Consider the following 23,909-nt stretch of genomic DNA (forward strand, 5'->3'; position numbering starts at 1 on the left):
GAGTCTCGACTTCGCTCGACACGAACGGGTGTGATCAGCTTCCGCGCATCCGCTTCCTGAGCGCCAGCGCATAGATCACCAGCGCCACGCCCGCGAAGAGGAACCACTGCACCGCATAGGCGAGGTGGTTGTTGGGGATGTCGTTCGGGTCAGGCCTCGCGTTGGCGTCCAGCCCGGCCACCGGCGGATCGGCCACCAACCTTGGTCCGGGTGCGATCCAGCCCGTCACACGGCCACCCTTCCAGACCGGCGTCGAAGGATCGCGCGACCAGCCTAGTACGACTGTTGCTGTCGAACCTTCCGGCGTCTGGCACTGCGCGGAATGCGCAAGGCCAGCTTCCCCCTTGGCATTGCGACCAGAGAGCGTCGTCATGCTGAGCACGATGTCGCAGTCAAGACTGCTGCGATGGTAATAGTTCATTTCGGCCAGCATCGGCGGAATGAGGAACGGCACTTCGGTGCCAGAGCTTTGCGCAGCCTGATACCGCGCCAGCATCGCTTCCTTCTGCCCCAGCCGGTCAAGCTGCCAGAGGCCGAGGTGGACCATGTAGGCGACCGCCAGCAGCACAATCAGCGTCGGCACAATCGGAATACGCTTCACGCCACAACTCCCGCCGCACGCAGCCGCGCTATCAGCAAGGCCGCCTTCATCAGCCGCAGTGTGCCGAAGATCACGCCCGGCACCACCACCACGATCAGCGCCAGCATCAGCCACAAAGGCGGGCGCACCAGATCATCGAGCTTCAACGCCCCCGCAATCAGCAGGAATGTCAGCGGCAGCAGCACGAAATAGAGCCCCCGCCCGCGCGGTTCATAATCCTCAAACACCAGACCGCAGGCCCGGCAGGACGGCGCAAAGGCTGCGGGCGCATCCCACAAGCTCCGCGCCCCGCAGCGGGGGCACAAACCGAAAAGGGCAGCGCGGGTAAGCCCGCCCTGCCCTTTCGTTGCTTGTTCGGTGCTGTCTGTCACCGGGAACCGATCACTCGATCGGCGCGCCCCAGCCGCCCCACACGTAGATGGCGACGAAGAGGAACAGCCACACGACGTCGACGAAGTGCCAGTACCACGCCGCCGCTTCGAAGCCGAAGTGCTGGCGCGGCGTGAAGTGGCCCTTGTAGGCGCGCGCCTGGCACACTGCGAGGAAGATGGTGCCGACGATCACGTGGAAGCCGTGGAAGCCGGTCGCCATGTAGAACGCCGAGCCATACGTGTTCTCGCCGAAGGGGAACGGCGCGTGCATGTATTCGTAGGCCTGGATCGAGCTGAACAGCAGGCCGAGCGCGATAGTCGCCCACAGGCCGGTCTTGAGGCCTTCACGGTTGCCGTGGATCAGTTCGTGGTGCGCCCAGGTCAGCGTCGTGCCCGAGCAGAGCAGAATCAGCGTGTTGAGCAGCGGCAGGTCGAAGGGGTTCATCACCGCTTCGATGCCCTTGGGCGGCCACTTGCCGCCGACCACTTCCACCAACTGGTTGGGGAACAGCGAGAAATCGAAGAAGGCCCAGAACCAGCCAACGAAGAACATCACTTCCGAAGCGATGAACAGGATCATGCCATAGCGCTGGTGCAGCTGCACGACCGGGGTGTGATCACCCGCATGCGCTTCCTTGATCACTTTGCCCCACCACGAGAACATCGTGAGCGCGACGCCGAACACGCCGAGCCACAGTGCGATCTTGCCGCCGGCCATGCCGTGCATGGCAAACACGCCGCCGCTCGTCATCGTGAGCGCGGACAGCGCGCCGACGAAGGGCCAGATGTCCGGCGGCAGAATGTGATAATCGTGGTTCTTCGTGCCGGCCATGTTCGTCTTTTCAACCCCCGTCTTTTGGGACTTGCCGGATCGCCGCCCGAAGGCACGATTCAGCTTGTTTGCAAACGCCTTTATCGAGGCCTTGCGGTGCGGTCCAGAGGCTTTCCTACCTCTTGCCACCCTGTTTTTCAGGCGGTGCGGCCACGCTGTCCGCTGCTTCCATGAAGGTGTACGAAAGCGTGATCTCGGGAACGTCCTTCGCGTTCGGGTCGTTCAGCATCTCGGGATCGACGTAATAGATCACCGGCATGCGAACTTGCTCACCGGGTTCGAGCCGCTGCTCGTTGAAACAGAAGCACTGGATCTTGTGGAAATAGGCGCCGGTCTGCTCCGGTGTGACGTTGAAGATCGCGCGGCCGACAATGGGCCGGTTCGAGGTGTTCTTCGCGATGAAGAAGGCCATCTTGCGCTCGCCGATGTGCCCGTCCTGCGTCACCTGCTCCGGACGGAACTGCCATGGCATGCCCGAGGTCACGTTGCCATCGAAGCGGATCGTGATCGGGCGCGCGGTGGTCTTCACCGAAGCCGCCTGCGCCGCTGTCGCGCGCTGGGTCGTGCCGTTGAAGCCCGTGGCCTGGCAGAACATCCGGTAAAGCGGCACCGAGGCAAATCCGAGGCTGAGCATCGCCGCCGCGCCGAACGCAGCGATCGCGGCAACCTTGCGGTTGCGCCGGTTTGCTACATCGAGCGCCAGCGCCATCAGGAATGCTCCGCCTGCTCTGTGCCTTCTGCCGGTGCATGTTCCGGCTTGGCGGTGATCTTCACGATGGAGATCGCGAAGAACAGGACCACCAGGAAGCCGAGGATCAGGCCCATGACCTTGTTGCGCTCACGCTGGCGCGCGCGCAGCGCATCGGTTTCAGCAGCAGTGAGCGGGCGGTCATTGAAAGGCTGGTTCATGCTTGCAGACCCAGGATCGTCGCGAAGCGGTCGGCGACCAGCATCGCGAACAGGATGAACAGGTAGAAGATCGAATAAGCGAACAAGCGCTTCTCCGGCTTCATGCCATCGCCGGGGGCCGAGGTGCGCAGGCCCACCTTGAACGACAGCCACAGGAACATCCCGCTGAGCAGGAGCGCGGAAAGGCCATATATCCAACCCGTTCCGCCGATGAACCAGGGTGTCATCGAAAGCGGAAGCAGCACGGCGGCATATGCCAGAATTTGCCACCGGGTGGAGCGTTCGCCTGCCACGACCGGCATCATCGGGATGCCCGCCTTGGAGTAATCGATCTGCACGAACAGGGCGAGTGCCCAGAAGTGTGGCGGTGTCCACATGAAGATGATCAGGAACAGCAGCACCGGCATCCACGTGATGTGGCCGGTCACCGCGATCCACCCGATCAGTGGCGGAAACGCGCCCGCACCGCCGCCGATCACGATGTTCTGCGGCGTGCGCGGCTTGAGCCACACGGTGTAGAGATAGGCGTAGTAGAAGATCGAGAAGGCGAGGATCCCCGCCGCGAGCCAGCTGATGGCGAGCCCCATCGTCATGACCGAGATGCCCGAGAGCGCGAAGCCGAAATCGCGCGCGGAAGTGCGATCCATGCGGCCGCCGGGAATGGGGCGCTTGGCGGTGCGCTTCATCACCGCATCCAGATCGGCTTCCCACCACTGGTTCAGCGCCGCAGCGCCGCCTGCGCCCACTGCGATGCACAGGATCGCGGTGAAGGCGAGCACGGGGTGGATGGTGCCGGGCGCCGCCAGCATGCCGCACACCGCGGTGAAGATGACGAGCCGCATCACGCCCGGCTTGGTCAGCGCGAAGAAGTCGCGCCAGTCGGCGGGCATGATCAGGGCCTGAGGGTTCGCGGTGGTCATGATGGGCGGCCTATAGGCCTGCATTCCGTGAAGGGAAAGCGAAACGGCACCGGGCTTTGGTGCCAAAGTTTGTCTCATGGGACGACCAACGCAAAAGGGCCCCGGATCACTCCGGGGCCCCTCTGTGTGTGCAGACCCCCAGTTGAAACCGGGTATCCGATCAGTGCGCGTGCGCGTCCTCGATCACCGGGAGCGTTTCGAACTGGTGGAACGGCGGCGGGCTGGAAAGCGTCCACTCGAGCGTGGTGGCGCCTTCACCCCAGTAGTTGCCTTCCGCCTTCTTGCCGGCCACCAGCGAGTAGCCGATGTTGACGAAGAAGATCACCATCGAGGCAGCCATGACCATGTAGCCATTGGTTGCGATCGTGTTCCAGAACTCGAACGCCGGGGCGTAGTCCGGATAGCGACGCGGCATGCCCTGAACGCCGAGGAAGTGCATCGGGAAGAAGATCAGGTTCACGCCGATGAAGAACACCCAGAAGTGCAGGTGGCTGAGGAACTCGCTGTGCATGCGGCCGCTCATCTTCGGGAACCAGTAGTAGAACCCGGCGAAGAGCGAAGTGACCGCACCCAGCGACAGCACGTAGTGGAAGTGCGCCACGACGTAGTAGGTGTCCTGGAGGTTGTCGTCGATGCCGCCGTTGGCGAGCACCACGCCGGTCACGCCGCCGACGGTGAAGAGGAAGATAAAGCCGATTGCCCAGACGAGCGGCGACTTGAACTCGAGGCTGCCACCCCACATCGTCGCGATCCACGAGAAGATCTTGATGCCGGTGGGCACCGCGATGACCATGGTGGCGGCGGTGAAGTACATCTTCGTGTTAACGTCGAGGCCGGTGGTATACATGTGGTGCGCCCACACGATGAAGCCCACCGCACCGATCGCGACCATGGCGTAGGCCATGCCGAGGTAGCCGAACACCGGCTTCTTCGAGAAGGTCGAGATGATCTGGCTGATGATGCCGAAGCCCGGCAGGATCATGATGTAGACTTCGGGGTGGCCGAAGAACCAGAACAGGTGCTGGTAGAGCACCGGATCACCGCCGCCAGCCGGGTTGAAGAACGTGGTGCCGAAGTTGCGATCGGTGAGCAGCATGGTGATCGCCGCGGCCAGAACCGGGAGCGAGAGCAGCAGCAGGAACGCGGTGACGAGCATCGACCACACGAACAGCGGCATCTTGTGCAGGGTCATGCCCGGTGCGCGCATGTTGAAGATGGTGGTGATGAAGTTGATCGCGCCGAGGATCGAGCCAGCACCCGCAAGGTGCAGCGAGAAGATCGCGAAGTCGACCGCCGGGCCGACCGAGCCCGAGGTTGAAAGCGGGGCATAGACCGTCCAGCCCGTGCCTGCGCCCATGCCGGTACCACCGGGCATGAAGGCCGAGATCATCAGCGAGCAGAAGCCCGAGACGGTCAGCCAGAACGAGATGTTGTTCATCCGCGGGAAGGCCATGTCCGGCGCGCCGATCATCAGCGGGACGAACCAGTTGCCGAAGCCGCCGATGAGAGCTGGCATGACCATGAAGAACACCATGATCAGGCCGTGGGCCGTGATCAGCACGTTCCACAGGTGGAGCGTCGCGTTGAAGTCCTGGTCGTTGCCGCCAAGGAAGTGGGTCCACCAGCCGAGATACTGGATGCCCGGGTGCGCGAGTTCGGCGCGCATGATGCCCGAGACGCCGCCACCGATGATGCCCGCGATAATCGCGAAGATCAGGTAGAGCGTACCGATGTCCTTGTGGTTGGTCGACATGAACCAGCGCGCGAAGAACGCGGGCTTGTGGTCATGATCGTGCGCCTCGTGGTGGGCGTCGAAGCCTTCGTGGGCTGGAATGCTGGCCATGGTGGTCTAACCTTGTCCTCGAAATCTGTTACGCTGCGGGCGTGGTCTTGGCGGGCGCTGCGGCCGCCGTGGTGGTGGCGCCGGCCGCCGGAGCACCGACAGTACCGCCCTGGGTCTTCACCCACTCTTCGAACTTGGGCCGGGGCAGCGCCTCGACCACGATCGGCATGTAGCCGTGGCGGGCACCGCACAGCTCGGAGCACTGGCCGTAGTAAACGCCCGGTTCCTTGATGAAGAGCACCTTCTCGTTGATGCGGCCCGGCACGGCGTCGAGCTTGAACCACAGCGAGGGCACGGCGAAGGCGTGGATCACGTCTGAACCGGTCGTCTGCAGGCGGATCGGCTCACCAGCGGGGACGACCATGCGGTTGTCGGCGGCCAGCTGCGGCTGCTCGCCGCGCTTCAGCGCTTCCGCATCGGGCAGAATGTTCGAGATCACCTCGAAGCCGCCGTTGTCCGGATACGTGTAGCCCCAGTACCACTGGTAACCAGTGGCCTTAACCGTCAGCGCGCCCTTGGGCGCGGGCGCATACTGGTGCGCCAGCAGGCGGATCGAGGGCACCGCGATCACGACGAGGATCAGCACCGGAACAACCGTCCAGATGATCTCGATCGTGGTGTTGTGGCTGGTCTTCGATGCGACCGGGTTGGCGGCGCGACGGAAGCGGACCATGACCAGAAGCAGGAGGAGCAGGACAAAGAGCGTGATCACGACGATGACCGGCATCAGCAGGTAATCGTGCATCGCCAGGGCTTCCTGCCCGATCGGCGAATACTGATCCTGGAAGGTCCACGCCTTGGCGACCGGCTGGCCCTTGCCATCGGTCGGCTTCATCGGGGTGTAGGAACCCTTGTCCACCGGCGCGGCAGCATCTGCCGGAGCGGCGCTGGCGGCGGGAGCAGGCGTCACTGCAACCGGGGCGGCAGGCGCCGGAGCCACTTCGGCTGCGGGTGCCGGAGCGGCAGCAGCCATGGCCTGGGGCGCGAATGCAAGCGCGGCAGCCAGGCTGAATGTCCGGATCGCACCCGTCACGGCGCGGGCAACATGGGAAAGACTCATCGTGTGCAACTCTCGATTTTTTGCTTCTGCGCCGGACCTTTGCTCCGACACTCCACACCCCAAATCCCTTAATTCAAGGGGGCCTATACGCGCGCTCGCCCCAAGCCTCAAGCGCCTCAACGTATATTTTTGGGGCAATGGGGTTTGCCCTAAAGCTCTAAGGCGCAAGCGAATAACGGGAATCGAGCAGTCCGGCATAGCGCCGCGCCCCTCCCTTCGCTATTGACCCACCCCTGAAGCACCTCCTGCGGGCTCCGACGCCCGCTCATGATGAGACAACCATGCTCGAAGACGAGATCCTCTCCGAATTCCGCGCCAGCGAGGCCCTGCTAGAGGGGCACTTCCTGCTCTCTTCGGGCCGCCACAGCGCGCACTATCTGCAATGCGCCCGCGTGCTGATGGACCCGATGCGTGCCTCTCGCCTTGCCGCCGCACTCGCCGCGACTCTGCCGCGCGAACTGCGCCAGCAGATCGGCAAGGTCATTTCGCCCGCGATGGGCGGGGTGATCATCGGCCACGAAATGGGCCGTGCGCTGGGCGTCGAGGCCATGTTCGTCGAGCGCCCGACCGGCACGTTCGAACTACGGCGCGGCTTTTCGCTCAAGGCCGGCGAGAAGGTGCTGATGGTCGAGGACGTCGTGACCACCGGCCTTTCCAGCCGCGAAGCCATCGCCGCGATCGAGGCGGCGGGCGGCATCGTGGTGGCCGGCGCGGCGCTGGTCGATCGCTCGGGCGGCACGGCAGACCTCGGCGTGCCGTTCTACCCGCTCGTCAGCCTCAGCTTCCCGACCTACGCGCCCGACGAGCTTCCACCCGAACTCGCCGCGACTCAGGCGATCAAGCCCGGCAGCCGCGCCGCCTGATGTTCGCGCAGGTGAGAGCCGCTGCGGGAGCCCTGCCAAGGTGCATTCTGGGCGCGCTGCTGGTGTCGATCATGGCGCCGATTGCCGTCGCGCAGACGCCGGACACCGGCACGGCTCCTGCGATCAACGAACCGCGCCTGGCCGCTGTCATCAAGGCGGCAGACTTTGCCGGCACGCTGCTCATCGCCCGTGGCGACCGAATCCTGCTCGAACGCGCATATGGGATGGCCGAGCCCGGCGGGACCGCGCCGCACCGGCTTGGCCGGATCTGGCGCTGGGCGTCGGTTACCAAACAGGTCACCGCCACGATTGCCATGCAGGAAGTCGCCGCAGGCCGGCTCGATCTCGACCAGCCGATCGCGCGCTATCTGCCGCGCAGCCGGGCACCCCACGCCGATACCCTCACCTCGCGCATGCTCATGCAGCACGTCTCGGGCCTGCGCCACGCAGACGATTTTGCGCCGCAGGACAATGACGGCTGGGCCTATTTCTACAGAGCGCCACTTGGCAGCCCGGCCACCGGCGTCACCTGGTGCGAAGGACCGACCGGCAAGCCCGACAATGTCCCGCCAGCGGACTTCCGCTATGGCGATTGCGATTTCATCATGATGGGCGCGGTGCTCGAAGCGATCACCGGCAAGACCTATGCCGCGCTGGTCGAGGAGCGCATAGCGAAGCCGCTCGGGCTGCGTACTTTGGGCGTGTTTCCCAAGGCCCCGTCCAAACTCTCCAGATCAGCTGTCGCGGGATTCGAAGGCGATAAACCTGAGTCGCGCGCTTTCCATCTTGCCAATTTCGGCCCGGCTGGTGCGCTCTATGGGACCACGCATGATCTTCTGGCGTTCGACCGCGCGTTGATGTCAGGCAAGCTGCTGCCACCCGCCCAGCGCGCCGTGATGTGGACAGGCCAGCCGCGCTACGGATACGCGGCGCTCGGGCAATGGTCCTATGAAGCCGCGCTCAAGGGATGCGAGGGCGCAGGCGTGCACCTTGTCGAACGACGCGGCCATATTGGCGGGGTATCCTTGCGAAACATCATTCTTCCGGAGCTTGATATGGTGGTGATCATGACCTGGAACCGCGGCAACGCCGAGGAGGCTTTCGGCGAAGTGTGGCAGCAAGCCGGGCTGACGCACGACGTTCTGGCCGCAGCTTTGTGCAAGTCATTGTGACACAGGGCATCATGACACAGCAGACCTTCTCCAACGCCGGCAGGCTGCAGCGCCTGCGGCTCGGCGTGAACATCGACCACGTCGCCACGATCCGCAACGCGCGCGGCGGGGAACATCCCGATCCGGTCCGCGCAGCGCAGATCGTCGCCGAAGTCGGCGGCGATGGCCTTACGGCGCACCTGCGCGAAGACCGCCGCCACATCCGCGACGAGGACCTTGCGCGCATCCAGGCCGCGACCAACCTGCCGCTCAACCTTGAAATGGCCGCGACGGAGGAAATGCTCGCCATCGCGCTGCGGCACAAGCCGCACGCCGCCTGCATCGTGCCCGAACGGCGCGAGGAGCGCACCACCGAGGGCGGGCTGGACGCCGCCGGCCAGCACAACCGCCTCGCCCCGATCGTCAGCCGACTCGCCGATGCCGGCATCCGCGTCAGCCTGTTCATCGCTCCCGATCCGCGCCAGATCGAAGCGGCGATGAAGCTCGGCGCGCCCGTCGTCGAACTCCACACCGGCGAATACGCGCACGCTGAGGGTGAGGCCCGCGCGGTGGAACTGCGCCGCATCGCGGACATGGCCGCGCTGGCCGCCAAGAACGGCATCGAGCCCCACGCCGGCCACGGCCTCACTTACGACAACGTCAGCGCCATCGCCGCGATTCCCCAATTGGCCGAGCTTAACATCGGCCACTACCTGATCGGCGAGGCGATCTTCACCGGGCTCGAAAACGCGGTGCTCAGGATGCGCGAACTGATGGACGCGGCACGGTGAGGAGCGGGCGGTGAGGAGCGGGCAGTGATCATCGGCATGGGCTCCGACCTCTGCAACATAGAGCGCATCCAGGCCTCGCTCGACCGCTTCGGCGAGCGTTTCGTGCAGCGCGTGTTCACGCCAACAGAACAGGCCAAGGCCGCGCGCCGCTCCTATACCAAGGCGGGCACGCTGGCGAAGCGCTTTGCTGCCAAGGAGGCGTTCTCCAAAGCGGTCGGCACTGGCTTCAAGGCGGGCGTGTTCATGAAGGACATCGGCGTGGTCAACGCGCCCTCCGGTGCGCCGACGCTGGCGCTGACGGGCGGCGCCGCCGCGCGCCTTGCCGCGATCACCCCGGCGGGGCATGTGGCGGTGGTTCACCTGACGCTCACCGACGATCACCCATGGGCGCAGGCCTTCGTCGTGATCGAGGCGCGACCCCTTTCTGAAGGTGCTGCTTGAGCGACATTACCGAAACCGCGCCGGTCCCCGAAGCAGAGCAGCCGGAAAACACGGCACCCGAAAGTGGAGCTGGCGAACCCGAGGGCACCAACTGGCTCGCCGAAATGCGCGGCCTGCTGCTCATGCTGCTGGCGGTGATCGGCTTCCACAGCTTCGTGGCCAAGCCCTTTTACATCCCGTCGATTTCGATGATGCCGAACCTGCTTGTCGGCGATCAGCTGGTCGTCTCGAAGTATCCCTATGGCTGGTCGTGGGTTTCGGCCTCGATGCACTTCCTGCCGCGCTCGAAGACGCGCATTCTTCCCTCGACTCCGGCCTATGGCGATATCGTCATCGTCGTCCCGCCGGATCGCGATGAGGACTATATCAAGCGCGTCGTCGCGCTGCCGGGCGACCGAATTGCCGTCGTGAACGGCCAGATCATCCTCAACGGCAAACCCGTGCCGCAGATCGCCGAAGCCCCGCTCGAGCTGCCGGTCGATCCCAACCAGCCCTGCGATCCCGATGATTTCGCCGGACTTCGTTACCGCGCGGCAGACGGCAAGCAGGTCTGCGAATTGCCGATCTTCCGCGAAACCCTGCCAAACGGCGCGACCTACCGGATCATCGATCACCGCCAGCAGCCGCTCGACAACTATCCCGAGACCAAGGTCCCGGCAGGCTATGCCTTCCTGATGGGCGACAACCGCGATCATTCTGCCGACAGCCGCGCGCCGATCATCGAAAAAGGCCTCGGCGGGCCGGTTCCGCTGGCCGATATCGGCGGGCGCGCCGAATTCATCACGTATTCGCTCAATGGCACCGAGACGTGGAATCCTTTGACATGGTACGGTGCCTTGCGGGGTAACCGCGCTTCGCTCAAACTGCGACCGATGATCCTGCCGCAAAGGGCCCCGACCAAGCGATGAGCGACGTACCGACCACCGTTCCCGAGACCGCCCCGCAGCACAGCGCCGGGCCCACCGATATCCGCGACGATCTCGTCCGGCAGGAAATCAAGCGCGCGGCGGTGTGGATCGGCATGGCCGGGCTGGCCGCCCTGGCGGTATATCTTGCGCATCCGCTGCTGGTGATCTTCGGCGGTTTCGTGTTCGCCATGCTGATCGACGGCGGTCAGCGGCTGCTCGGCCGAGTGCTGCCCATCGGACGCTCATGGCGCGTGGCGGTGGTCCTACTGCTGACGGTCGCTTTCCTTGTCTGGGTGGTCGAGTTTGCCGGCAGCCAGATCATGACCCAGGCCGCAGAAATGCCGCCGCTCGTCACCCGGCAGGCCCAGCGCGCGCTCGATTGGGCCTCTGCGCATGGCCTCACCATGGGCCGCAGCGATGTCAGCAGTCTGGTGCAGCAACTGCTCGGCGGGGTCGGTCAGGTGACTCAGGCGCTCGGCGGGCTGTTCGGCGGCGTCACCACGCTGCTGATCATCGTCATCCTCGGCATCTATTTCGTGCTCGAGCCCGATCTGTACCAGCGCGGCCTGGCGTGGATGCTGCCGGCCGGAAGCCGCGAGTACTTCCACGGCACCACGCACCGCATGGGCCGCACGCTGCGCATGCTGCTTGCGGGGCGCATGCTCGGCATGGTGATCGAAGGCGTCGCCACCTGGATCGCACTCGCAGTCTATGGCGTGCCGATGGCCGCGCTGCTTGGCCTGCTCACCGGCCTGCTCGTGTTCCTGCCCAATATCGGCGCGCCGATTTCGGGCATTCTGATGATCCTCGTCGGCTTCTCGGGCGGCACGGCGATGGGGATCTACTGCATCATCGTCTACGTCGTGGTGCAGACTGTGGACGGCAACGTGATCGTGCCCATGGTCGCCAAGCGCACTGCCGATCTTGCCCCGGCGCTCGTGCTGGGCGCGCAGTTGATCTTCGGCGTGCTGTTCGGCATCCTCGGCCTTGCGCTCGCCGATCCGCTGGTGGTCATGCTGAAAATCGCGCTCGAACGGCAGGCCGAACACAACACCCGCCGCGTAGAACAGACAGAATAGGCGTCGATGGCCCGCAAGTTCCTCTATTTCATCGCGCTGCTGATCGTCATGGTCATCGCCGCGCTGCTGGCCCTGCGCATCTGGTCAGTCGAACTGACCCGGTTCGCCTTCGTGCCGCGCGGCGCCTTCGAAGCGCAGGCGCCCTTGCGCGCAGGCATCTACGACGATCCAGCCATGTGGGTATCACGCCCCGGCACCGCCAATGATCCCGCGCAGTATCACCCCGAAGGCACCCCCGCCGCACCGCAGGGCAAGGCCTTTGTCTTCTTCATCCACCCGACGAGCTACCTCGCGCGCGATCACTGGAACGGCCCGATCGAGGACGAGGACGCGCGCTATCGCACGGCCCTGTTCATGCGCGGCATGGCGAGCGCCTTCAATGGCGAAGCGGCCGTTTTCGTACCTTACTACCGGCAGGCAGCCTTCGGCAGCTTCCTCGTCAACCGGCCAGAGACGCTGAAGGCCCGCGCGGTTGCCTATGGCGACGTGCGCGCTGCGTTCCGGACCTTCCTGGCCCAAGTTCCCGCTGGCGCGCCCATCGTGCTCGCGGGCCACAGCCAGGGCGCGATGCACCTCATGCACCTGCTGCAGGACGAAGTGAGGGGCAAGCCTCTCGCCAGCCAGATCGTCGCGGTCTACGTGATCGGCTGGCCGGTCTCACCCGCGCACGATCTGACCGCGACAGGCTTTCCCGCTTGCGCTGCGCCCGTTTCTTTCGGCTGCGTGATGAGCTGGATGAGCTTTGCCGAACCGGCCGACGCAGGCCAGATGCTCGACACCTACCGCGCCGAGCCGGGGCTTGATGGCAAGGCCAAGGGCAGCGAACCCGTGCTGTGCACCAATCCGCTGACCGGCGGCGCCGCGCCCGACGCACCCGGCGCAGCCAACCTCGGCACCATGCTCCCTTCGATGGATCTCAAGACGGGCAAGCTCTTGAAGCTTGGCATCCCTGCCCGCTGCGACGCGAAAACGGGATTGCTGATGATCGGCGACCCACCGGACCTCGGCCCCTATGTGCTGCCCGGCAACAACTACCACGTCTATGATATCCCGCTGTTCTGGGCCAATGTCCGTGCCGATATCGCGCGGCGCGAGGCATCATGGTTCACGCCGGTCGAATGATCACCACCAGTGCGGCCGAACTGCGCGGCGCCCTGCCCGAAGGCGGCGCGCTGATGGGCCTCGATCCCGGCACCAAGACCATCGGTGTCGCGCTGTGTGACCGCGACTGGCGCTTCGCCACCGCCGGCCAGACGATCCGCCGCCGCAAGTTTGCGCAGGACAAGGCCGAACTGGCAGCGCTGATTGCCGCGCGCAGCGTGAAAGGCCTCGTCATCGGCCTCCCGCTCCACATGGACGGCGGCGAAAGTCCGCGCAGCCAGGCCGCCCGCGCGATGGCGCGCAACCTTGCCGATCTTGGCCTGCCCATCCTGCTGTGGGACGAACGCTGGACCACGCAGGCCGCCGAACGCGCGATGATCGAGCAGGATTTCAGCCGCGCAAAGCGGGCGGAACGCATCGATTCGCACGCCGCCGCGCTCATCCTGCAAGGCGCGCTCGATGCCATGGTCGGCAGTGCGTTCTGACTTCAGGCCACAAATGATGGTTGTCAGCAAAGCGGCACCCCGGCAGGACGTCAGCCATGAGCAAGGATGAGAAGGCCGCCGGCCTCATGAAGACGATCATGCCGGAAGGGTTCGTGTTCGATCCCGAACGCGGCGCCCGCTGGTTCACCCGCGCTGGCCACACCGGCTTCCTCGGCATGGAATATCACGATCACGGCGAGGACTGGATCGAGCTTGCCCTGCCCTGGCGCGAGGATCTCGTCGGTGTAGAGGAAACCGGGGTGCTCGCCTCGGGGCCGATCATCAGCCTGCTCGACAACGCCACCTCGATGTCGGTCTGGACGCGGCAGGGCACTTTCAACCCGCAAGTCACGCTCGACCTTCGCATCGACTATGTGCGCGCCGCCACGCCGGGCAAGACGGTGATCGCGCGCGCCGAATGCTATCAGGTGCGCCGCTCGATGGCCTTCGTGCGCGGGATCGCCCACGATGGCGACATAACCGATCCGGTCGCGCACACCGCCGGCATCTTCATGCTGGTGAGCAGCGAAGGGTGGTCGAAGCCATGAGCGGTTACAATCTGCCTCCCTATGCCCGAACCATGGGCATGGAAGTCGATCACATCGAGGACGGCGCGCCGGTCATCGCGATGGACTTTGCCGAGCGTGTGCAGGGCCGCCCGGGCTTCCTCCACGGCGGCGCAATCGGCGGACTGCTGGAGATGGCCGCCCACGCTGCCCTCCGCGCAGAGCTCGATCGGCAGGGCAGCGCATCCCGCATCAAGCCGGTCAACATCAGCATCGAATATCTGCGCGGCGGCGTGCAGGAACGCACTTTTGCGCGCGGCGAGGTCATCCGCGCCGGCCGCCGCGTGGCGAACGTCCGGGTCGAGGCCTGGCAGGGCGACCGCAGCAAGCTGGTCGCCAGCAGCTGGATGAATTTCCTGCTCGCTGCGCCCAAGGAAAGCTGACCGTAAATGGCATAATTGCGGCCCGTAAGGATGCACGCTGCCGCACCCACGGCCGAATTGTCTTGCAATTTTTGCACAGGCTTCTAAAGAAAACTCGCCTCACGTCGATTGCGACGGAATTTGACGGCTGCTTTGTCAGCGTCCTTTCCTTTTCAAGATGCCTGGCTTTTTCAACCGGCAAGCGCCGGTCTTTCCATGCTGCTCTCGTTGAAGTGAGACGGGCATCGACGTTTTGATTTGAGCTGCAGGAACCCGGTTCCGGCATCTCCGACTCCCTCGATTTCCTTTCAAGTGACGACCAGACGCACGACCCCGTCGGCATTCGCGCCGGCGGTCACTCCCGTTTCTTGAAAGGAAGCGACCATGACTATCGGAACCGTAAAATTCTTCAACGAAGACAAGGGCTATGGCTTCATCCAGCCGGATGACGGCGGCAAGGACAGCTTCGTCCACATCTCCGCCGTGCAGGCCGCAGGCCTCGCCACGCTGAGCAAGGACCAGCGCGTCAGCTATGACGTCGAGACCGGCCGCAATGGCAAGGAATCGGCGATCAATCTCGCCAGCGCGAACTGATCGAGGCGAGCCCGCAGCAGCCAGTTCGCTGGTCGCTGCGGGCGCCTACCTTCCGCCTGCCTCTTTTGCGGAGTCGACGTAGATGGCGTTGTCCTATGAATTTCTCGTCGAACGCGCCGATCAGGCGGCAACCGAAGCATCGGGTGCCAAGCTCGACAACGTGCGTGATCGTGCGCTGCGTTCCGAGAAGGCATGGCGCGCCATGGCCGATCAGCTGCGCGAAGTTGCCGAAGGCCGGGAACGTTCGCGCCTGGAACGGCTCGCCGACAGCCCCAGTCCGGCCTGAATGACCGATCTGCCCGATCTTGATCTTCCCCAGCTCTTTGCGGCGCTGGAAGTCTCTGACATTTGTGCGATCAACGGCATCGCCAGCCTTGCCAACATCCTGCGCCAGCGCGGCATGCTCACGATCACCGAAGCATCGGCGCTGCACCAGAGCATGAGCCTGCCGCTGAGCCTCCCCCGCCACGCAAACAATCCGGCGGTGCAGGAACTTCAGCTACACCTCGACCAGCTCTTCGCGCACATCGTCGCGCCGGACTAGGGTTCGATCACCACCACGATGCCGCCTTCGGGCTCGGCATCCCCGGGCGCAATGCGCATCGCATCCGCCCGCACCCGCGCCAGCACCGCACCCGGCACCAGCGGACCCGCCACAACTGCATCGGCCTGCCCCAGCAGCCGCGCCTCGCGCAGTGTCAGATCATCGGGATCAGGTGAGCGCAGCCGGATCGTGAACCGGCCAGCCGCGCCATCCGCGCCGCCCTCCAGCCAGCCCAGCACCCGCGCCGCGCCACCTTCACGCAGCGGATCGAGCGCGCCGCCATCTTCCAGCGCCGCATCGAGCGCGCGCCTGCGTTCCGGCCCTGTTGGCCAGCGCGAACGCATTGCGCCGCGCGCCGCGTAGAGCGCTTCCGCCAGCGCCCCCAGCCCTTGCGGCAACAACCGTTCCAACCGTAGCCGCAGCGCCTTGGCGAGCCCCGCCGAAGCCCCGCCTGTGCCCACCGCGATCAGCACGGGCGCACGGTCGATGATCGAAGGCGTGGTGAAATCGCACAGCGCCGGCTTGTCGACGACATTGACCAGCAGCCCTGCCCCGCGCGCGCGGATCGCATCGGCCTCGCAGGCCCGATCGTCCTCGTGCGCGATGAAGGCCAGCCGCGCGCCCGTATCGATGCCTTCGGCCAGATCCTCGATCACTTTGCCGCCCGCGCGCAACACCAACCGCCGCTTCGCCTCCGCCGCCTCGCCATGGCCCAGCACCACCACCGGCTGCCCGGCAAGGCGATGAAACAGCGGGAGGCTTGGGAGCGTCATGCGAAACGCCTATGCTGTGCTGGGTCCTTCGACAAGCTCAGGACGAGCGGACCTAAGGGCAAGACCCAAAGACCCACGCACGGCAAACCCCACGTCCGCTCACCCTGAGCTTGTCGAAGGGTGCTAGCGCACCGCCAGCCTCACAGCAGGAAGGCCGGCACGCGCTCGGCAGACAGGATGGTCGAAGGCTCGATGCGGTCGGCCACCACCGCCCACTTTGCGCCATCCACCATCACCTCGGGCACCATGGGGCGCGAGTTGTAAGTGTTCGCCATTGTCGCGCCATAGGCGCCGGCAGTGCGGAATACCGCCAGATCACCCCGCGCCACTACGTCGATTTCCCGCGCCATCGCAAAGGTGTCGCTCGATTCGCAAATCGGGCCGACGATATTGGCGGTCATCGTCTCGCCCTTCGGCGTCACCGCGCTGAAATCGTGCCACGCGTCATACATCGCCGGGCGCGCGAGATCGTTCATCGCCGCATCGACGACCACCCAGGGATGCAGCGCGCCCTGCTTCACGCGCACCACTTCGGTCAGCAGCACGCCGGTGTTGCCGGTGATCAGCCGCCCGGGCTCGAACATCAACGTCACGTCCCAGTCCTGCGTCACGCGCGCGACCATCGCGGCATAGTCCGCCGGTTGCGGAAACACTTCGCCCGCCCTGTAGGGCACGCCCACCCCGCCGCCGAGGTCCATGTGCGTCACCGAAAAGCCTTCCGCCCGGATCGCCTGCATCAGCGCCCCGGCCTTGGTGAAGGCCGCTTCCAGCGGATCGAGCCGCGCAAGCTGGCTGCCGATATGGAGCGCGAGGCCGCGCAGATCGAGGCCCGGCAGCACGGACAGCCGCGCATAGATGCCCGCAGCACGATCGTAGGGCACGCCGAACTTGTTTTCGGCCTTGCCGGTCGAGATCTTGGCATGCGTGCCGGCATCGACATCGGGATTGATGCGCAGCGTCGCGGTCGCGGTCAGCCCCATGCTCGCTGCGATCTCGGCGAGCTCCTCGCCCTCTTCCTCGCTTTCGAGATTGAACTGTCCGCAGCCCGCCTGCAGTGCCCGGCGCATTTCCGCCGCCGTCTTGCCCACGCCCGAGAACACCACATCCGCCGCCGGAATACCCGCCGCGAGCGCACGGTCCATTTCGCCTGCCGAGACGACATCCGCCCCATAGCCTTCCGCCGCCAGCACCTTGAGCACGGCGAGGTTGGGGTTGGACTTCACCGCAAAGGCGAGGTGAACCTTGGGCAGCACCGAGAGCGCATCGCGGAACACCCGCGCATGGCGCGTCAATGTCGCGCGCGAATAGACATAGACCGGCGTGCCGACTTCAGCCGCGATCAAGGGCAGCGGCACGTCTTCGGCATGAAGCACGCCGCCGCGAAATTCGAAATGATCCATCGGGGTATTCCTGGAAACTGGGGTCCGGCGCAGGGCCAGAGCAGGGTTCTATTCTTCCGGCGGCAGATCGAAGGGATCGTCCTCGCGATCCTCCGAGCGGCTGCGCAGCTCGATATTGCGCTGCGGTTTCGCCTGAACCGGCGGGGTCAGCAGCACGTCGGGCCCGGGTTTGTCCTCGCGGCCAAAGGGCGCGGGGGGCAGGGAGTGACCTTTGAGCGGCATGAGCTCGCGCCGCGCGCCGCAGCCCGCCAGTGCGGTGCCCAGGGCAGCCAGCAGGATCAGGGTGCGAAAGTTGCGCATCAGGCCTCGATGTCCTTTGGCAGCCCCAGCGCAACACGCGCCTCGGCCACGCGCTTCCTTACCTCGTCCGGCGCGGTTCCGCCATGGCTGGCGCGCGCGGCCACACTCGCCTCGACCGAAAGCGCGGCAAACACGCGCTCATCAACCCGCGGATCGATCGCCTTGAGGTCTGCCAGCGCCAGCTGATCGAGCGCTACGCCCCGGCTTTCCGCCAGCTTGACCGCGCTGCCGGTGATATGATGCGCCTCGCGGAAGGGGATGTTCGCCTGCCGCACCAGCCAGTCGGCCAGATCGGTCGCGGTGGCATAGCCAAGCTCTGCCGCGCCGCGCATGCGCGTCGTGCGGAAGGTCGCCTCGGCCACCATGCCCGTCATCGCAGCAATCGAAAGCGCGAGCAGCGAGGCCGCCTCGAACACCGGCGGCTTGTCGTCCTGCATGTCCTTCGAATAGGCCAGCGGCAGGCCTTTCATCGTGATCATCAGCGCCGTCAGGCACCCCACGATCCGCCCCGCATGCCCGCGCACGAGTTCTGCCGCGTCGGGGTTTTTCTTTTGCGGCATGATCGAGCTGCCGGTCGAAAGGCTGTCCGGCAGGGTAACGAATCCGAAGGGCTGGCTCGCCCAGATCACGAACTCTTCGGCAAGACGCGACAGGTGAAGTGAACACTGCGCCGCCGCCATCAGGAAATCGAGCGCGAAATCGCGGTCGGACACCGAATCCAGGCTGTTCGCCGTCGGCCCGTCAAAGCCCAGCGCCGCTGCCGTGGCATGCCGGTCGATCGGGAAGCCCGTCCCCGCCAGCGCCGCCGCGCCCAGCGGGCACTGGTTCATCCGGATGCGCGCATCGGCAAAGCGCGACCGGTCCCGCCCGATCATCTCGTAATAGGCCATCAGGTGATGCCCCAGAGTCACCGGCTGCGCGGTCTGCAGATGGGTGAAGCCGGGCATGATGCTCGCAGCATGCTCGCCCGCACGCGTCACCAGAGCCACCTGCAACGCCTCCAGCGCCGCACCGGTCTGGTCCACCGCATCGCGCACCCAGAGCCGGAAATCGGTCGCCACCTGATCGTTGCGGCTGCGCGCGGTGTGCAGCCGGCCTGCCGCCGCACCGATCAACTCGGCAAGCCGGCTCTCGGTCGTCATGTGGATGTCTTCGAGATCCCAGTTTTCGGGCACCCCGATGGCCTCATATTCGGCTGCAACCTGATCGAGACCGCCCGCAATCAGCGCCGCATCTTCCGCCGTCACGATCCCCTTCTGACCAAGCATGGCCACATGGGCCTTTGACGCGGCGATGTCCTGCCGCCACAAGGCCTTGTCGAAGGGAATCGAGGCGTTGATTTCGCGCATGACGGCCGAAGGGCCCGCCGCGAAGCGCCCGCCCCACATCTGGTTGGAGCCTGAATTGCCGCTCATGTCCCCAAGTACCTCTTCAAGGCGTCCGTCTGCCAAGTTGCTACTGCCAATGGCGCTTCTCGCCACCGGGCTTCTCGCCGGGTGCGATAGGCAAACCCCGGCGGACACGCAACCGCAGAGCAGTGCATCCGCCCCCGCCCCACCCCCAAAAGGCGCTGCCGCAGAAGGCGCACCCGCTGACGGAGAGGGTCCGTTCAACGGCACGCTCGACATCAGCAATCGCGGCGCCGCGCTGCCCGATTTCACCTTTACCGATCCATCGGGCAAGAAGGTGCGCACGGCCGATCTCAAGGGCAAGCCGCTGCTGATCAACCTCTGGGCGACCTGGTGCGGACCCTGCGTGCTCGAAATGCCCACGCTCGATGCGCTGGCCGCAGCCAAGGCCGGCAAGCTCACGGTCCTTACCGTCTCGCAGGATCTGGATCAGGCGAAGGCGGTGGATGCCTTCTTCAAGGACCGCAAGCTCACGCATCTCGCGCCCTGGCTCGATCCGGACAACGCCCTCAGCCAGCATTACAACACCGGCGTTCTGCCCACCACCGTGCTCTACGATGCCGCTGGCAAGGAGGTCTGGCGGATGATCGGCTCGCACGATTGGGCCGGCCCGCGCACCGATGCGATGCTGGCTGATACGCTGCGCTAGAGCAGATTCCGATCCGATTGCATCGGACCGACTGCTCTAGGCATTTGTTCTACCGCGTTTTCCGAGCCAGCAGGTGATTCCACCTGCTTCGAAAACGCTCTAGCCGGTCGCGCCGGTCGCGCCGGTCAGCCGGTGAAGGCGATCCTTGATCGCCAGCTTGAGCTTTTTCAGCCGCATCAAGCGCCAGCGATCGGGCGCCTTGCGCGCCTGCTCGCGCCCGATTTCGGTCTCCAGCCGGTGGTGAACCAGCGATAGCCGATAGTCTTGTGCATGCATTGCCTCTCTCCTCATCCGAATGGTCGGTTCGAGCCGGCCCGGTGCAGTCCTGAAGTGTGGGGGGGATTGGACTGTCCGGGTCGGCTCGATGCGGTCCGACATCGCAGCTGCCTGCGGGGGGAGGAGACAGCTGCCAGAGGGGCCCGGTCCGCACGTGATGAGATAACGTTGCGGCACCCGGGCAGCCAATCGGATTTGCTGCGGGCGGCCTATAAGCAAAGCCTATGGCGCAAAGGACCAGCGAAAACCGGAATGGGGCAAACCGGAATGGTGGGCGGTGAGGGGCTCGAACCCCCGACCCTCTCGGTGTAAACGAGATGCTCTACCAACTGAGCTAACCGCCCGGCGCGCCGGAACCCGCGCATTTAGGGCATATCGCTGCACAGTCAACCTGAGCATTTAAGGATCAGAACGGAATCAAAAGGAACGAAGCGGCACCTGGAGTCCCGACATAGTCCCGACCAAACATCAGGAATAGCGGTCGTCCAAATCAGCCTCGAAGCGATCGTGCACCGTTGGGTTTGGCCATTAATGAAGAGGCGCAGACGCCTCTGGCCAAGCCTCACGCTGACGTGCACAAAAATGCTGCTTTGTCGTGTAAAGCGAATCTGAACTGATGCCTTAACGTGAAGCGATTAGGGAGACTACTCCAAATGCCGCAGGCGAACGCGCAATGAGAATGGACGAAAGCCTAGAGCCAGTTACCGCCGATATTACCCTCCGCCCGATCCGGCTCGGCTTCCTAGTCAATACGCGTGACAATGCCTCGATACGGCGCGTGATGCGCATAGCTACGACGATGTGGGGTGGTGTCATGTGTCCCATCATCCCTGTCTTGAAGCGGCACCCAAACTCTAGGTCGAGTTATCAGCCGCAGGAGCATCCGCGGCAGATCAGCCGGGGTTACATTCGCTTCTTCGAGCCGGACTTGCTCGTCCCGACGAAATCCGAACAGCTTGATGCGATTGGAGTCAGTGAAGCGCCAAACTGGTTTGCCCGTATGCGCTTTTTGAATTTCGATGATCTTATTCGTGAGGATCATGGGATGGCTGCCGACCTCAACGTTGGAACCAACATATCCCATATTTACCGCCAACTCTTCTTTGAAGAATTTCAATACAAAAAACGCACAGATCCGCAAATCCTGTACTTCTCGAAAGGATCCGCAAAAGAAACAGCATTTTTTGAGGCAGCTTTTGGCTATTTCCCGACCGACTTAAGGCTAGCCTATATAGAGGATACTTACCAGCAGGCGTTCGAAGCCAAGCTGAAGCCGCCCTCATTTGATACTTGGCTAGAGATTGCCGAGGGGCGGGCGGGTTACCCCCTATATTACACGACGCGAGGTGCCAAAATTCGTCATGCCAATCGGTCAGAACCGTCAATTTTTATCTTCGATCCGGCTAGCGGGAATGATTTAATAGATTTCTGGAATTTTCGTCTATTTACGCCCGATGTGGTTCCAGTGAACGCTGATTGGCTAGAGCAGTCCCGCGACTTCATCTTGCGCCATATCAGGACTAACTATCGCCTGCTGCCGACGAATCCTAACGGCGTTATGATCCGCACCTCGATTCATGTCTCACGGTCTCTAGACGTGGAGGCCGTGCTTAAGCGCCTTGATCTGCCTGTGGAGAGTTTGGCGGATCACAGCGTAAGCGTTCAGGGATGGTATCAACCTATCTGGCAGGAACCCGAAGCGGATGAACGGATCTGGCGTCCAGGCGCAAGCACTATGTCGCTCAAGTCGCGCCAGGTGCAGCTTACGCCGAGCGGCAAAGAATCGATCATGGTGCAGTTCCCCGTGCAGGCACCAGATTTCGAGGTGAATACTAGGGGTAAAGGCGCGAGCTTCGTTAACGTTGTTAAAGTTCGACAATATAGTGACGCCAAGCAGATTGCCGAAGCTTTGCCCGCCGCAACGTTCGATTGCCGAGACAGCTATCCGGTCCGTGGAATGGGTGATCAATTCGTCTCGCGAGAAGGCTATATCACTTTCCATCGCTATGCTCATGATGACTCCCATCTGCGTCTTGCCTCACCCAAACAAGCCATCCTATCGTGGCTCAAGGCACGCGATATCGTCGCCGCGCCGTCCGATGCCGGACGGGTCGCCGAGCAAGTTATCAATTCAGTCGGCGGGCTAAGTGGTTCGCGCATATTTGCTGAGAGGACGATCATCGAGCTCCTTAACAAGATGGCGCGCAGCCATACGGAGTGGAACGACGGTTCGACCGATGAATATTCCGACAAGACTGCCTCGGTAAGCGATTGGGAAAGGGTGCTCGGCCCCATTCAGAAGAAGTCGTTCGGACATTGGAAGACTCTTAATCGACTTGTGGCGGATGGACTGCTCCAGCTCGGCTTGGCGCCTCGTTGCCCGCACTGCACGCAAGAAAACTGGTACAGCCTAGATGATGTTGGAACACAGCTTTCATGCGCACGTTGCACTAAACCATTCCCCTTCCCCCAAGGCAGTCCAAGCTCGAAGCTTTTCAAATATCGAGTTGTCGGCCCGTTTGCGACGCCCGGCTTTGCCAGGGGCGGCTACGCGGTCGCGCTCACGCTTCAGTTCATTGAGCACGAGCTGGGAGGCATGAATGAGTTTACCTATGCAACAGGCCTTGAGCTAACCCATGCCGGCGGCAAGAGTGAAACCGACTTTTTCGCTTGGTATGGAAAGGACCGGATCGGAAAGGCAGCGCGCGATCCCATTACCATCGTCGGTGAATGCAAAAGCTTCGCGAGTGAATCCTTTAGACCCAAGGATATGGCGCGCTTTCGCGAATTGGCGACCCTACTTCCAGGCTCATATCTGGTGGCGGCATGCCTTAAGGACGAGCTTTCTCAATCTGAAATCAAAGGATTGAGAGCTGTTGCGAAGTGGGGATGGACCCAGGTTCGACCAAGTCCGCTTATCGTGCTGACCGGGATTGACCTTTTTGGGGACGGACCACTCGCCGACAATTGGGAAAGGGCGGGTGGCGCACGTGCCGACTACCTGAAAGGCAACCAACATATTGTCGATTTTGCTACCTTGGCGGATGCCACCCAGCAAGCAGTCTTGGGAATGAGTCCGGAGGAAGTAGCGGCCATGCGCTACAAGCGATCGCGCGCGTTGGCTGCGAAACGAGCACGAGCCCAAAGGGAAATCTAGAGCGGGCGATGGTTTGTCCAATATGCGCAAACATTGCGCTTAGAAGGTCATCTTGATCAAGATCGGCTAATTGCCTTCGCTGCACACAAACTTAACGCTAAAAGTCCGGGCGGGTATCGGGAAACCCATCACATTCATCACATTGGCGGATTTCTGCGGGTTTCAAGCATCACAAATCGCATCACCTCTTCATCACCATGTGAGGACATTTGAACATCACATGTGAAAAATAAAAAAGCGCGGAAATCCGCCATTCTTCAAAAATGTGAGGTCGGATGTGAGGGTAAGTGAGGATAGGATCCTCACCATGAAAACGGCAGATTTCTGCGGTGCTCCGAAGCGGAATCTGACCATGTGAGGAATGTGAGACGTTTGCCGACGCCCCCTTATCCCTAGCGTGCTACAGGCTTTCCGGCCCCTGACTACAACGCGCGTCAATCTGCGAACGCGCACGTATGCTCCAATACCTACACAAGGGCCGCAATTCTTGATGCTCGAAAGCGTAATTTTGGCATCTGAAGCGC

General features: G+C 63.6%; 28 protein-coding genes and 1 tRNA gene. 15 read left to right on the top strand and 14 right to left on the bottom strand.

The window, feature by feature from the left end; genetic code table 11:
- Positions 1-34: 34 nt before the first annotated feature.
- The 8 genes from ACODS2_RS05515 to coxB all read right to left on the bottom strand — a co-directional run bounded on the left by ACODS2_RS05515 (position 35) and on the right by coxB (position 6,536).
- Positions 35-601, bottom strand: a complete 567-nt coding sequence (locus ACODS2_RS05515; protein ID WP_488997921.1) for an SURF1 family protein — start codon at positions 599-601, stop codon at positions 35-37.
- Entirely contained in the window at positions 598-972 is a 375-nt protein-coding gene (locus tag ACODS2_RS05520; protein WP_488997922.1) for a DUF983 domain-containing protein, read from the bottom strand. The genes ACODS2_RS05515 and ACODS2_RS05520 overlap by 4 nt, the downstream gene beginning before the upstream one ends.
- A gap of 10 nt (positions 973-982) precedes the next feature.
- Positions 983-1,804: a cytochrome c oxidase subunit 3 gene (locus tag ACODS2_RS05525; RefSeq protein WP_488997923.1), complete on the bottom strand. Its 822-nt coding sequence runs from the start codon at positions 1,802-1,804 to the stop codon at positions 983-985.
- Positions 1,805-1,919: 115 nt separating this feature from the next.
- Positions 1,920-2,513 carry a cytochrome c oxidase assembly protein gene (locus ACODS2_RS05530; protein ID WP_488997924.1) on the bottom strand — a complete coding sequence of 198 codons (594 nt, stop codon included), beginning with the start codon at positions 2,511-2,513 and terminating at the stop codon, positions 1,920-1,922.
- Positions 2,513-2,713 (bottom strand): hypothetical protein, encoded by a 201-nt coding sequence (locus ACODS2_RS05535; RefSeq protein WP_298169525.1) that lies wholly within the window; start codon positions 2,711-2,713, stop codon positions 2,513-2,515. The genes ACODS2_RS05530 and ACODS2_RS05535 overlap by 1 nt, the downstream gene beginning before the upstream one ends.
- A complete protein-coding gene (locus ACODS2_RS05540) occupies positions 2,710-3,633 on the bottom strand; it encodes a heme o synthase (protein WP_298169522.1) in 924 nt (307 codons plus the stop codon). Before ACODS2_RS05540 ends, ACODS2_RS05535 begins: the two co-directional genes overlap by 4 nt.
- A gap of 160 nt (positions 3,634-3,793) precedes the next feature.
- Positions 3,794-5,476: a cytochrome c oxidase subunit I gene (gene ctaD, locus ACODS2_RS05545; protein WP_488997925.1), complete on the bottom strand. Its 1,683-nt coding sequence runs from the start codon at positions 5,474-5,476 to the stop codon at positions 3,794-3,796.
- A gap of 28 nt (positions 5,477-5,504) precedes the next feature.
- On the bottom strand, positions 5,505-6,536 hold the full coding sequence (gene coxB / locus ACODS2_RS05550) for a cytochrome c oxidase subunit II (protein ID WP_298166347.1): 1,032 nt from the start codon (positions 6,534-6,536) through the stop codon (positions 5,505-5,507).
- A 281-nt stretch (positions 6,537-6,817) separates the two neighbouring features.
- Here coxB and pyrE point away from each other — a divergent pair, with 281 nt between their 5' ends.
- From pyrE to ACODS2_RS05615, 13 genes are all read left to right on the top strand, one after another.
- The gene (pyrE, locus tag ACODS2_RS05555; RefSeq protein WP_298166345.1) at positions 6,818-7,399 is read left to right on the top strand and encodes an orotate phosphoribosyltransferase; all 582 of its coding nucleotides are present in this window, start codon (positions 6,818-6,820) and stop codon (positions 7,397-7,399) included.
- 71 nt (positions 7,400-7,470) lie between these two features.
- A complete protein-coding gene (locus ACODS2_RS05560; protein WP_488997926.1) occupies positions 7,471-8,571 on the top strand; it encodes a serine hydrolase domain-containing protein in 1,101 nt (366 codons plus the stop codon).
- A gap of 11 nt (positions 8,572-8,582) precedes the next feature.
- Positions 8,583-9,341, top strand: coding sequence for a pyridoxine 5'-phosphate synthase (locus tag ACODS2_RS05565; RefSeq protein WP_488997927.1), 759 nt, complete (start codon positions 8,583-8,585; stop codon positions 9,339-9,341).
- Positions 9,342-9,365: 24 nt separating this feature from the next.
- Positions 9,366-9,782 carry a holo-ACP synthase gene (gene acpS, locus ACODS2_RS05570; RefSeq protein ID WP_488997928.1) on the top strand — a complete coding sequence of 139 codons (417 nt, stop codon included), beginning with the start codon at positions 9,366-9,368 and terminating at the stop codon, positions 9,780-9,782.
- A gap of 104 nt (positions 9,783-9,886) precedes the next feature.
- Positions 9,887-10,690 carry a signal peptidase I gene (gene lepB, locus ACODS2_RS05575; protein WP_488998596.1) on the top strand — a complete coding sequence of 268 codons (804 nt, stop codon included), beginning with the start codon at positions 9,887-9,889 and terminating at the stop codon, positions 10,688-10,690.
- Positions 10,687-11,769, top strand: coding sequence for an AI-2E family transporter (locus ACODS2_RS05580; protein ID WP_488997929.1), 1,083 nt, complete (start codon positions 10,687-10,689; stop codon positions 11,767-11,769). Before lepB ends, ACODS2_RS05580 begins: the two co-directional genes overlap by 4 nt.
- Positions 11,770-11,775: 6 nt before the next feature.
- Entirely contained in the window at positions 11,776-12,891 is a 1,116-nt protein-coding gene (locus ACODS2_RS05585; protein ID WP_488997930.1) for a DUF3089 domain-containing protein, read from the top strand.
- Positions 12,888-13,355, top strand: coding sequence for a Holliday junction resolvase RuvX (gene ruvX / locus ACODS2_RS05590; protein WP_488997931.1), 468 nt, complete (start codon positions 12,888-12,890; stop codon positions 13,353-13,355). The genes ACODS2_RS05585 and ruvX overlap by 4 nt, the downstream gene beginning before the upstream one ends.
- Positions 13,356-13,411: 56 nt before the next feature.
- Entirely contained in the window at positions 13,412-13,903 is a 492-nt protein-coding gene (locus tag ACODS2_RS05595; RefSeq protein ID WP_421837174.1) for a PaaI family thioesterase, read from the top strand.
- On the top strand, positions 13,900-14,304 hold the full coding sequence (locus ACODS2_RS05600) for a PaaI family thioesterase (RefSeq protein WP_298166331.1): 405 nt from the start codon (positions 13,900-13,902) through the stop codon (positions 14,302-14,304). The genes ACODS2_RS05595 and ACODS2_RS05600 overlap by 4 nt, the downstream gene beginning before the upstream one ends.
- Positions 14,305-14,667: 363 nt before the next feature.
- The gene (locus ACODS2_RS05605; RefSeq protein WP_067907594.1) at positions 14,668-14,877 is read left to right on the top strand and encodes a cold-shock protein; all 210 of its coding nucleotides are present in this window, start codon (positions 14,668-14,670) and stop codon (positions 14,875-14,877) included.
- Between the two features lie 82 nt (positions 14,878-14,959).
- Complete coding sequence (locus ACODS2_RS05610) at positions 14,960-15,163, top strand: hypothetical protein (RefSeq protein WP_298166081.1); 204 nt, start codon at positions 14,960-14,962, stop codon at positions 15,161-15,163.
- Positions 15,164-15,421 carry a hypothetical protein gene (locus ACODS2_RS05615; protein ID WP_421837173.1) on the top strand — a complete coding sequence of 86 codons (258 nt, stop codon included), beginning with the start codon at positions 15,164-15,166 and terminating at the stop codon, positions 15,419-15,421. It abuts the gene before it with no gap.
- Here ACODS2_RS05615 and ACODS2_RS05620 read toward each other — a convergent pair.
- The 4 genes from ACODS2_RS05620 to argH form a co-directional block, all read right to left on the bottom strand.
- The gene (locus ACODS2_RS05620; protein WP_488997932.1) at positions 15,418-16,194 is read right to left on the bottom strand and encodes a precorrin-2 dehydrogenase/sirohydrochlorin ferrochelatase family protein; all 777 of its coding nucleotides are present in this window, start codon (positions 16,192-16,194) and stop codon (positions 15,418-15,420) included. The two genes, ACODS2_RS05615 and ACODS2_RS05620, sit on opposite strands and share 4 nt — an antisense overlap.
- Before the next feature lie 140 nt (positions 16,195-16,334).
- On the bottom strand, positions 16,335-17,594 hold the full coding sequence (lysA, locus tag ACODS2_RS05625) for a diaminopimelate decarboxylase (protein ID WP_488997933.1): 1,260 nt from the start codon (positions 17,592-17,594) through the stop codon (positions 16,335-16,337).
- A 48-nt stretch (positions 17,595-17,642) separates the two neighbouring features.
- Positions 17,643-17,894: a hypothetical protein gene (locus tag ACODS2_RS05630; protein WP_298166090.1), complete on the bottom strand. Its 252-nt coding sequence runs from the start codon at positions 17,892-17,894 to the stop codon at positions 17,643-17,645.
- Positions 17,894-19,309, bottom strand: coding sequence for an argininosuccinate lyase (gene argH, locus ACODS2_RS05635; RefSeq protein WP_488997934.1), 1,416 nt, complete (start codon positions 19,307-19,309; stop codon positions 17,894-17,896). Before argH ends, ACODS2_RS05630 begins: the two co-directional genes overlap by 1 nt.
- A gap of 49 nt (positions 19,310-19,358) precedes the next feature.
- On the opposite strand from argH, the gene ACODS2_RS05640 reads away from it, so the two are divergent.
- Positions 19,359-19,952, top strand: a complete 594-nt coding sequence (locus ACODS2_RS05640) for a TlpA family protein disulfide reductase (RefSeq protein ID WP_488997935.1) — start codon at positions 19,359-19,361, stop codon at positions 19,950-19,952.
- A 99-nt stretch (positions 19,953-20,051) separates the two neighbouring features.
- On the opposite strand, the gene ACODS2_RS05645 is transcribed toward ACODS2_RS05640, so the two are convergent.
- Entirely contained in the window at positions 20,052-20,228 is a 177-nt protein-coding gene (locus tag ACODS2_RS05645) for a DUF465 domain-containing protein (RefSeq protein WP_488997936.1), read from the bottom strand.
- 268 nt (positions 20,229-20,496) lie between these two features.
- Positions 20,497-20,572 (bottom strand) — tRNA-Val (locus ACODS2_RS05650).
- A gap of 329 nt (positions 20,573-20,901) precedes the next feature.
- On the opposite strand from ACODS2_RS05650, the gene ACODS2_RS05655 reads away from it, so the two are divergent.
- The gene (locus tag ACODS2_RS05655; RefSeq protein ID WP_488997937.1) at positions 20,902-23,385 is read left to right on the top strand and encodes a hypothetical protein; all 2,484 of its coding nucleotides are present in this window, start codon (positions 20,902-20,904) and stop codon (positions 23,383-23,385) included.
- Positions 23,386-23,909: the final 524 nt, after the last annotated feature.

Source organism: Novosphingobium sp. FG137 (genome assembly GCF_057809735.1).

Bases quoted from the DNA above. Each gene is read 5' to 3' on its own strand.
- ACODS2_RS05525 (WP_488997923.1), bottom strand. From the start codon at position 1,804: ATGGCCGGCACGAAGAACCACGATTATCACATTCTGCCGCCGGACATC.
- ACODS2_RS05530 (WP_488997924.1), bottom strand. From the start codon at position 2,513: ATGGCGCTGGCGCTCGATGTAGCAAACCGGCGCAACCGCAAGGTTGCC.
- ACODS2_RS05535 (WP_298169525.1), bottom strand. From the start codon at position 2,713: ATGAACCAGCCTTTCAATGACCGCCCGCTCACTGCTGCTGAAACCGAT.
- ACODS2_RS05540 (WP_298169522.1), bottom strand. From the start codon at position 3,633: ATGACCACCGCGAACCCTCAGGCCCTGATCATGCCCGCCGACTGGCGC.
- ctaD (WP_488997925.1), bottom strand. From the start codon at position 5,476: ATGGCCAGCATTCCAGCCCACGAAGGCTTCGACGCCCACCACGAGGCG.
- coxB (WP_298166347.1), bottom strand. From the start codon at position 6,536: ATGAGTCTTTCCCATGTTGCCCGCGCCGTGACGGGTGCGATCCGGACA.
- pyrE (WP_298166345.1), top strand. From the start codon at position 6,818: ATGCTCGAAGACGAGATCCTCTCCGAATTCCGCGCCAGCGAGGCCCTG.
- ACODS2_RS05560 (WP_488997926.1), top strand. From the start codon at position 7,471: ATGGCGCCGATTGCCGTCGCGCAGACGCCGGACACCGGCACGGCTCCT.
- ACODS2_RS05565 (WP_488997927.1), top strand. From the start codon at position 8,583: ATGACACAGCAGACCTTCTCCAACGCCGGCAGGCTGCAGCGCCTGCGG.
- lepB (WP_488998596.1), top strand. From the start codon at position 9,887: ATGCGCGGCCTGCTGCTCATGCTGCTGGCGGTGATCGGCTTCCACAGC.
- ACODS2_RS05580 (WP_488997929.1), top strand. From the start codon at position 10,687: ATGAGCGACGTACCGACCACCGTTCCCGAGACCGCCCCGCAGCACAGC.
- ACODS2_RS05585 (WP_488997930.1), top strand. From the start codon at position 11,776: ATGGCCCGCAAGTTCCTCTATTTCATCGCGCTGCTGATCGTCATGGTC.
- ruvX (WP_488997931.1), top strand. From the start codon at position 12,888: ATGATCACCACCAGTGCGGCCGAACTGCGCGGCGCCCTGCCCGAAGGC.
- ACODS2_RS05595 (WP_421837174.1), top strand. From the start codon at position 13,412: ATGAGCAAGGATGAGAAGGCCGCCGGCCTCATGAAGACGATCATGCCG.
- ACODS2_RS05600 (WP_298166331.1), top strand. From the start codon at position 13,900: ATGAGCGGTTACAATCTGCCTCCCTATGCCCGAACCATGGGCATGGAA.
- ACODS2_RS05605 (WP_067907594.1), top strand. From the start codon at position 14,668: ATGACTATCGGAACCGTAAAATTCTTCAACGAAGACAAGGGCTATGGC.
- ACODS2_RS05610 (WP_298166081.1), top strand. From the start codon at position 14,960: ATGGCGTTGTCCTATGAATTTCTCGTCGAACGCGCCGATCAGGCGGCA.
- ACODS2_RS05615 (WP_421837173.1), top strand. From the start codon at position 15,164: ATGACCGATCTGCCCGATCTTGATCTTCCCCAGCTCTTTGCGGCGCTG.
- ACODS2_RS05620 (WP_488997932.1), bottom strand. From the start codon at position 16,194: ATGACGCTCCCAAGCCTCCCGCTGTTTCATCGCCTTGCCGGGCAGCCG.
- lysA (WP_488997933.1), bottom strand. From the start codon at position 17,594: ATGGATCATTTCGAATTTCGCGGCGGCGTGCTTCATGCCGAAGACGTG.
- ACODS2_RS05630 (WP_298166090.1), bottom strand. From the start codon at position 17,894: ATGCGCAACTTTCGCACCCTGATCCTGCTGGCTGCCCTGGGCACCGCA.
- argH (WP_488997934.1), bottom strand. From the start codon at position 19,309: ATGAGCGGCAATTCAGGCTCCAACCAGATGTGGGGCGGGCGCTTCGCG.
- ACODS2_RS05640 (WP_488997935.1), top strand. From the start codon at position 19,359: ATGGCGCTTCTCGCCACCGGGCTTCTCGCCGGGTGCGATAGGCAAACC.
- ACODS2_RS05645 (WP_488997936.1), bottom strand. From the start codon at position 20,228: ATGCATGCACAAGACTATCGGCTATCGCTGGTTCACCACCGGCTGGAG.
- ACODS2_RS05655 (WP_488997937.1), top strand. From the start codon at position 20,902: ATGAGAATGGACGAAAGCCTAGAGCCAGTTACCGCCGATATTACCCTC.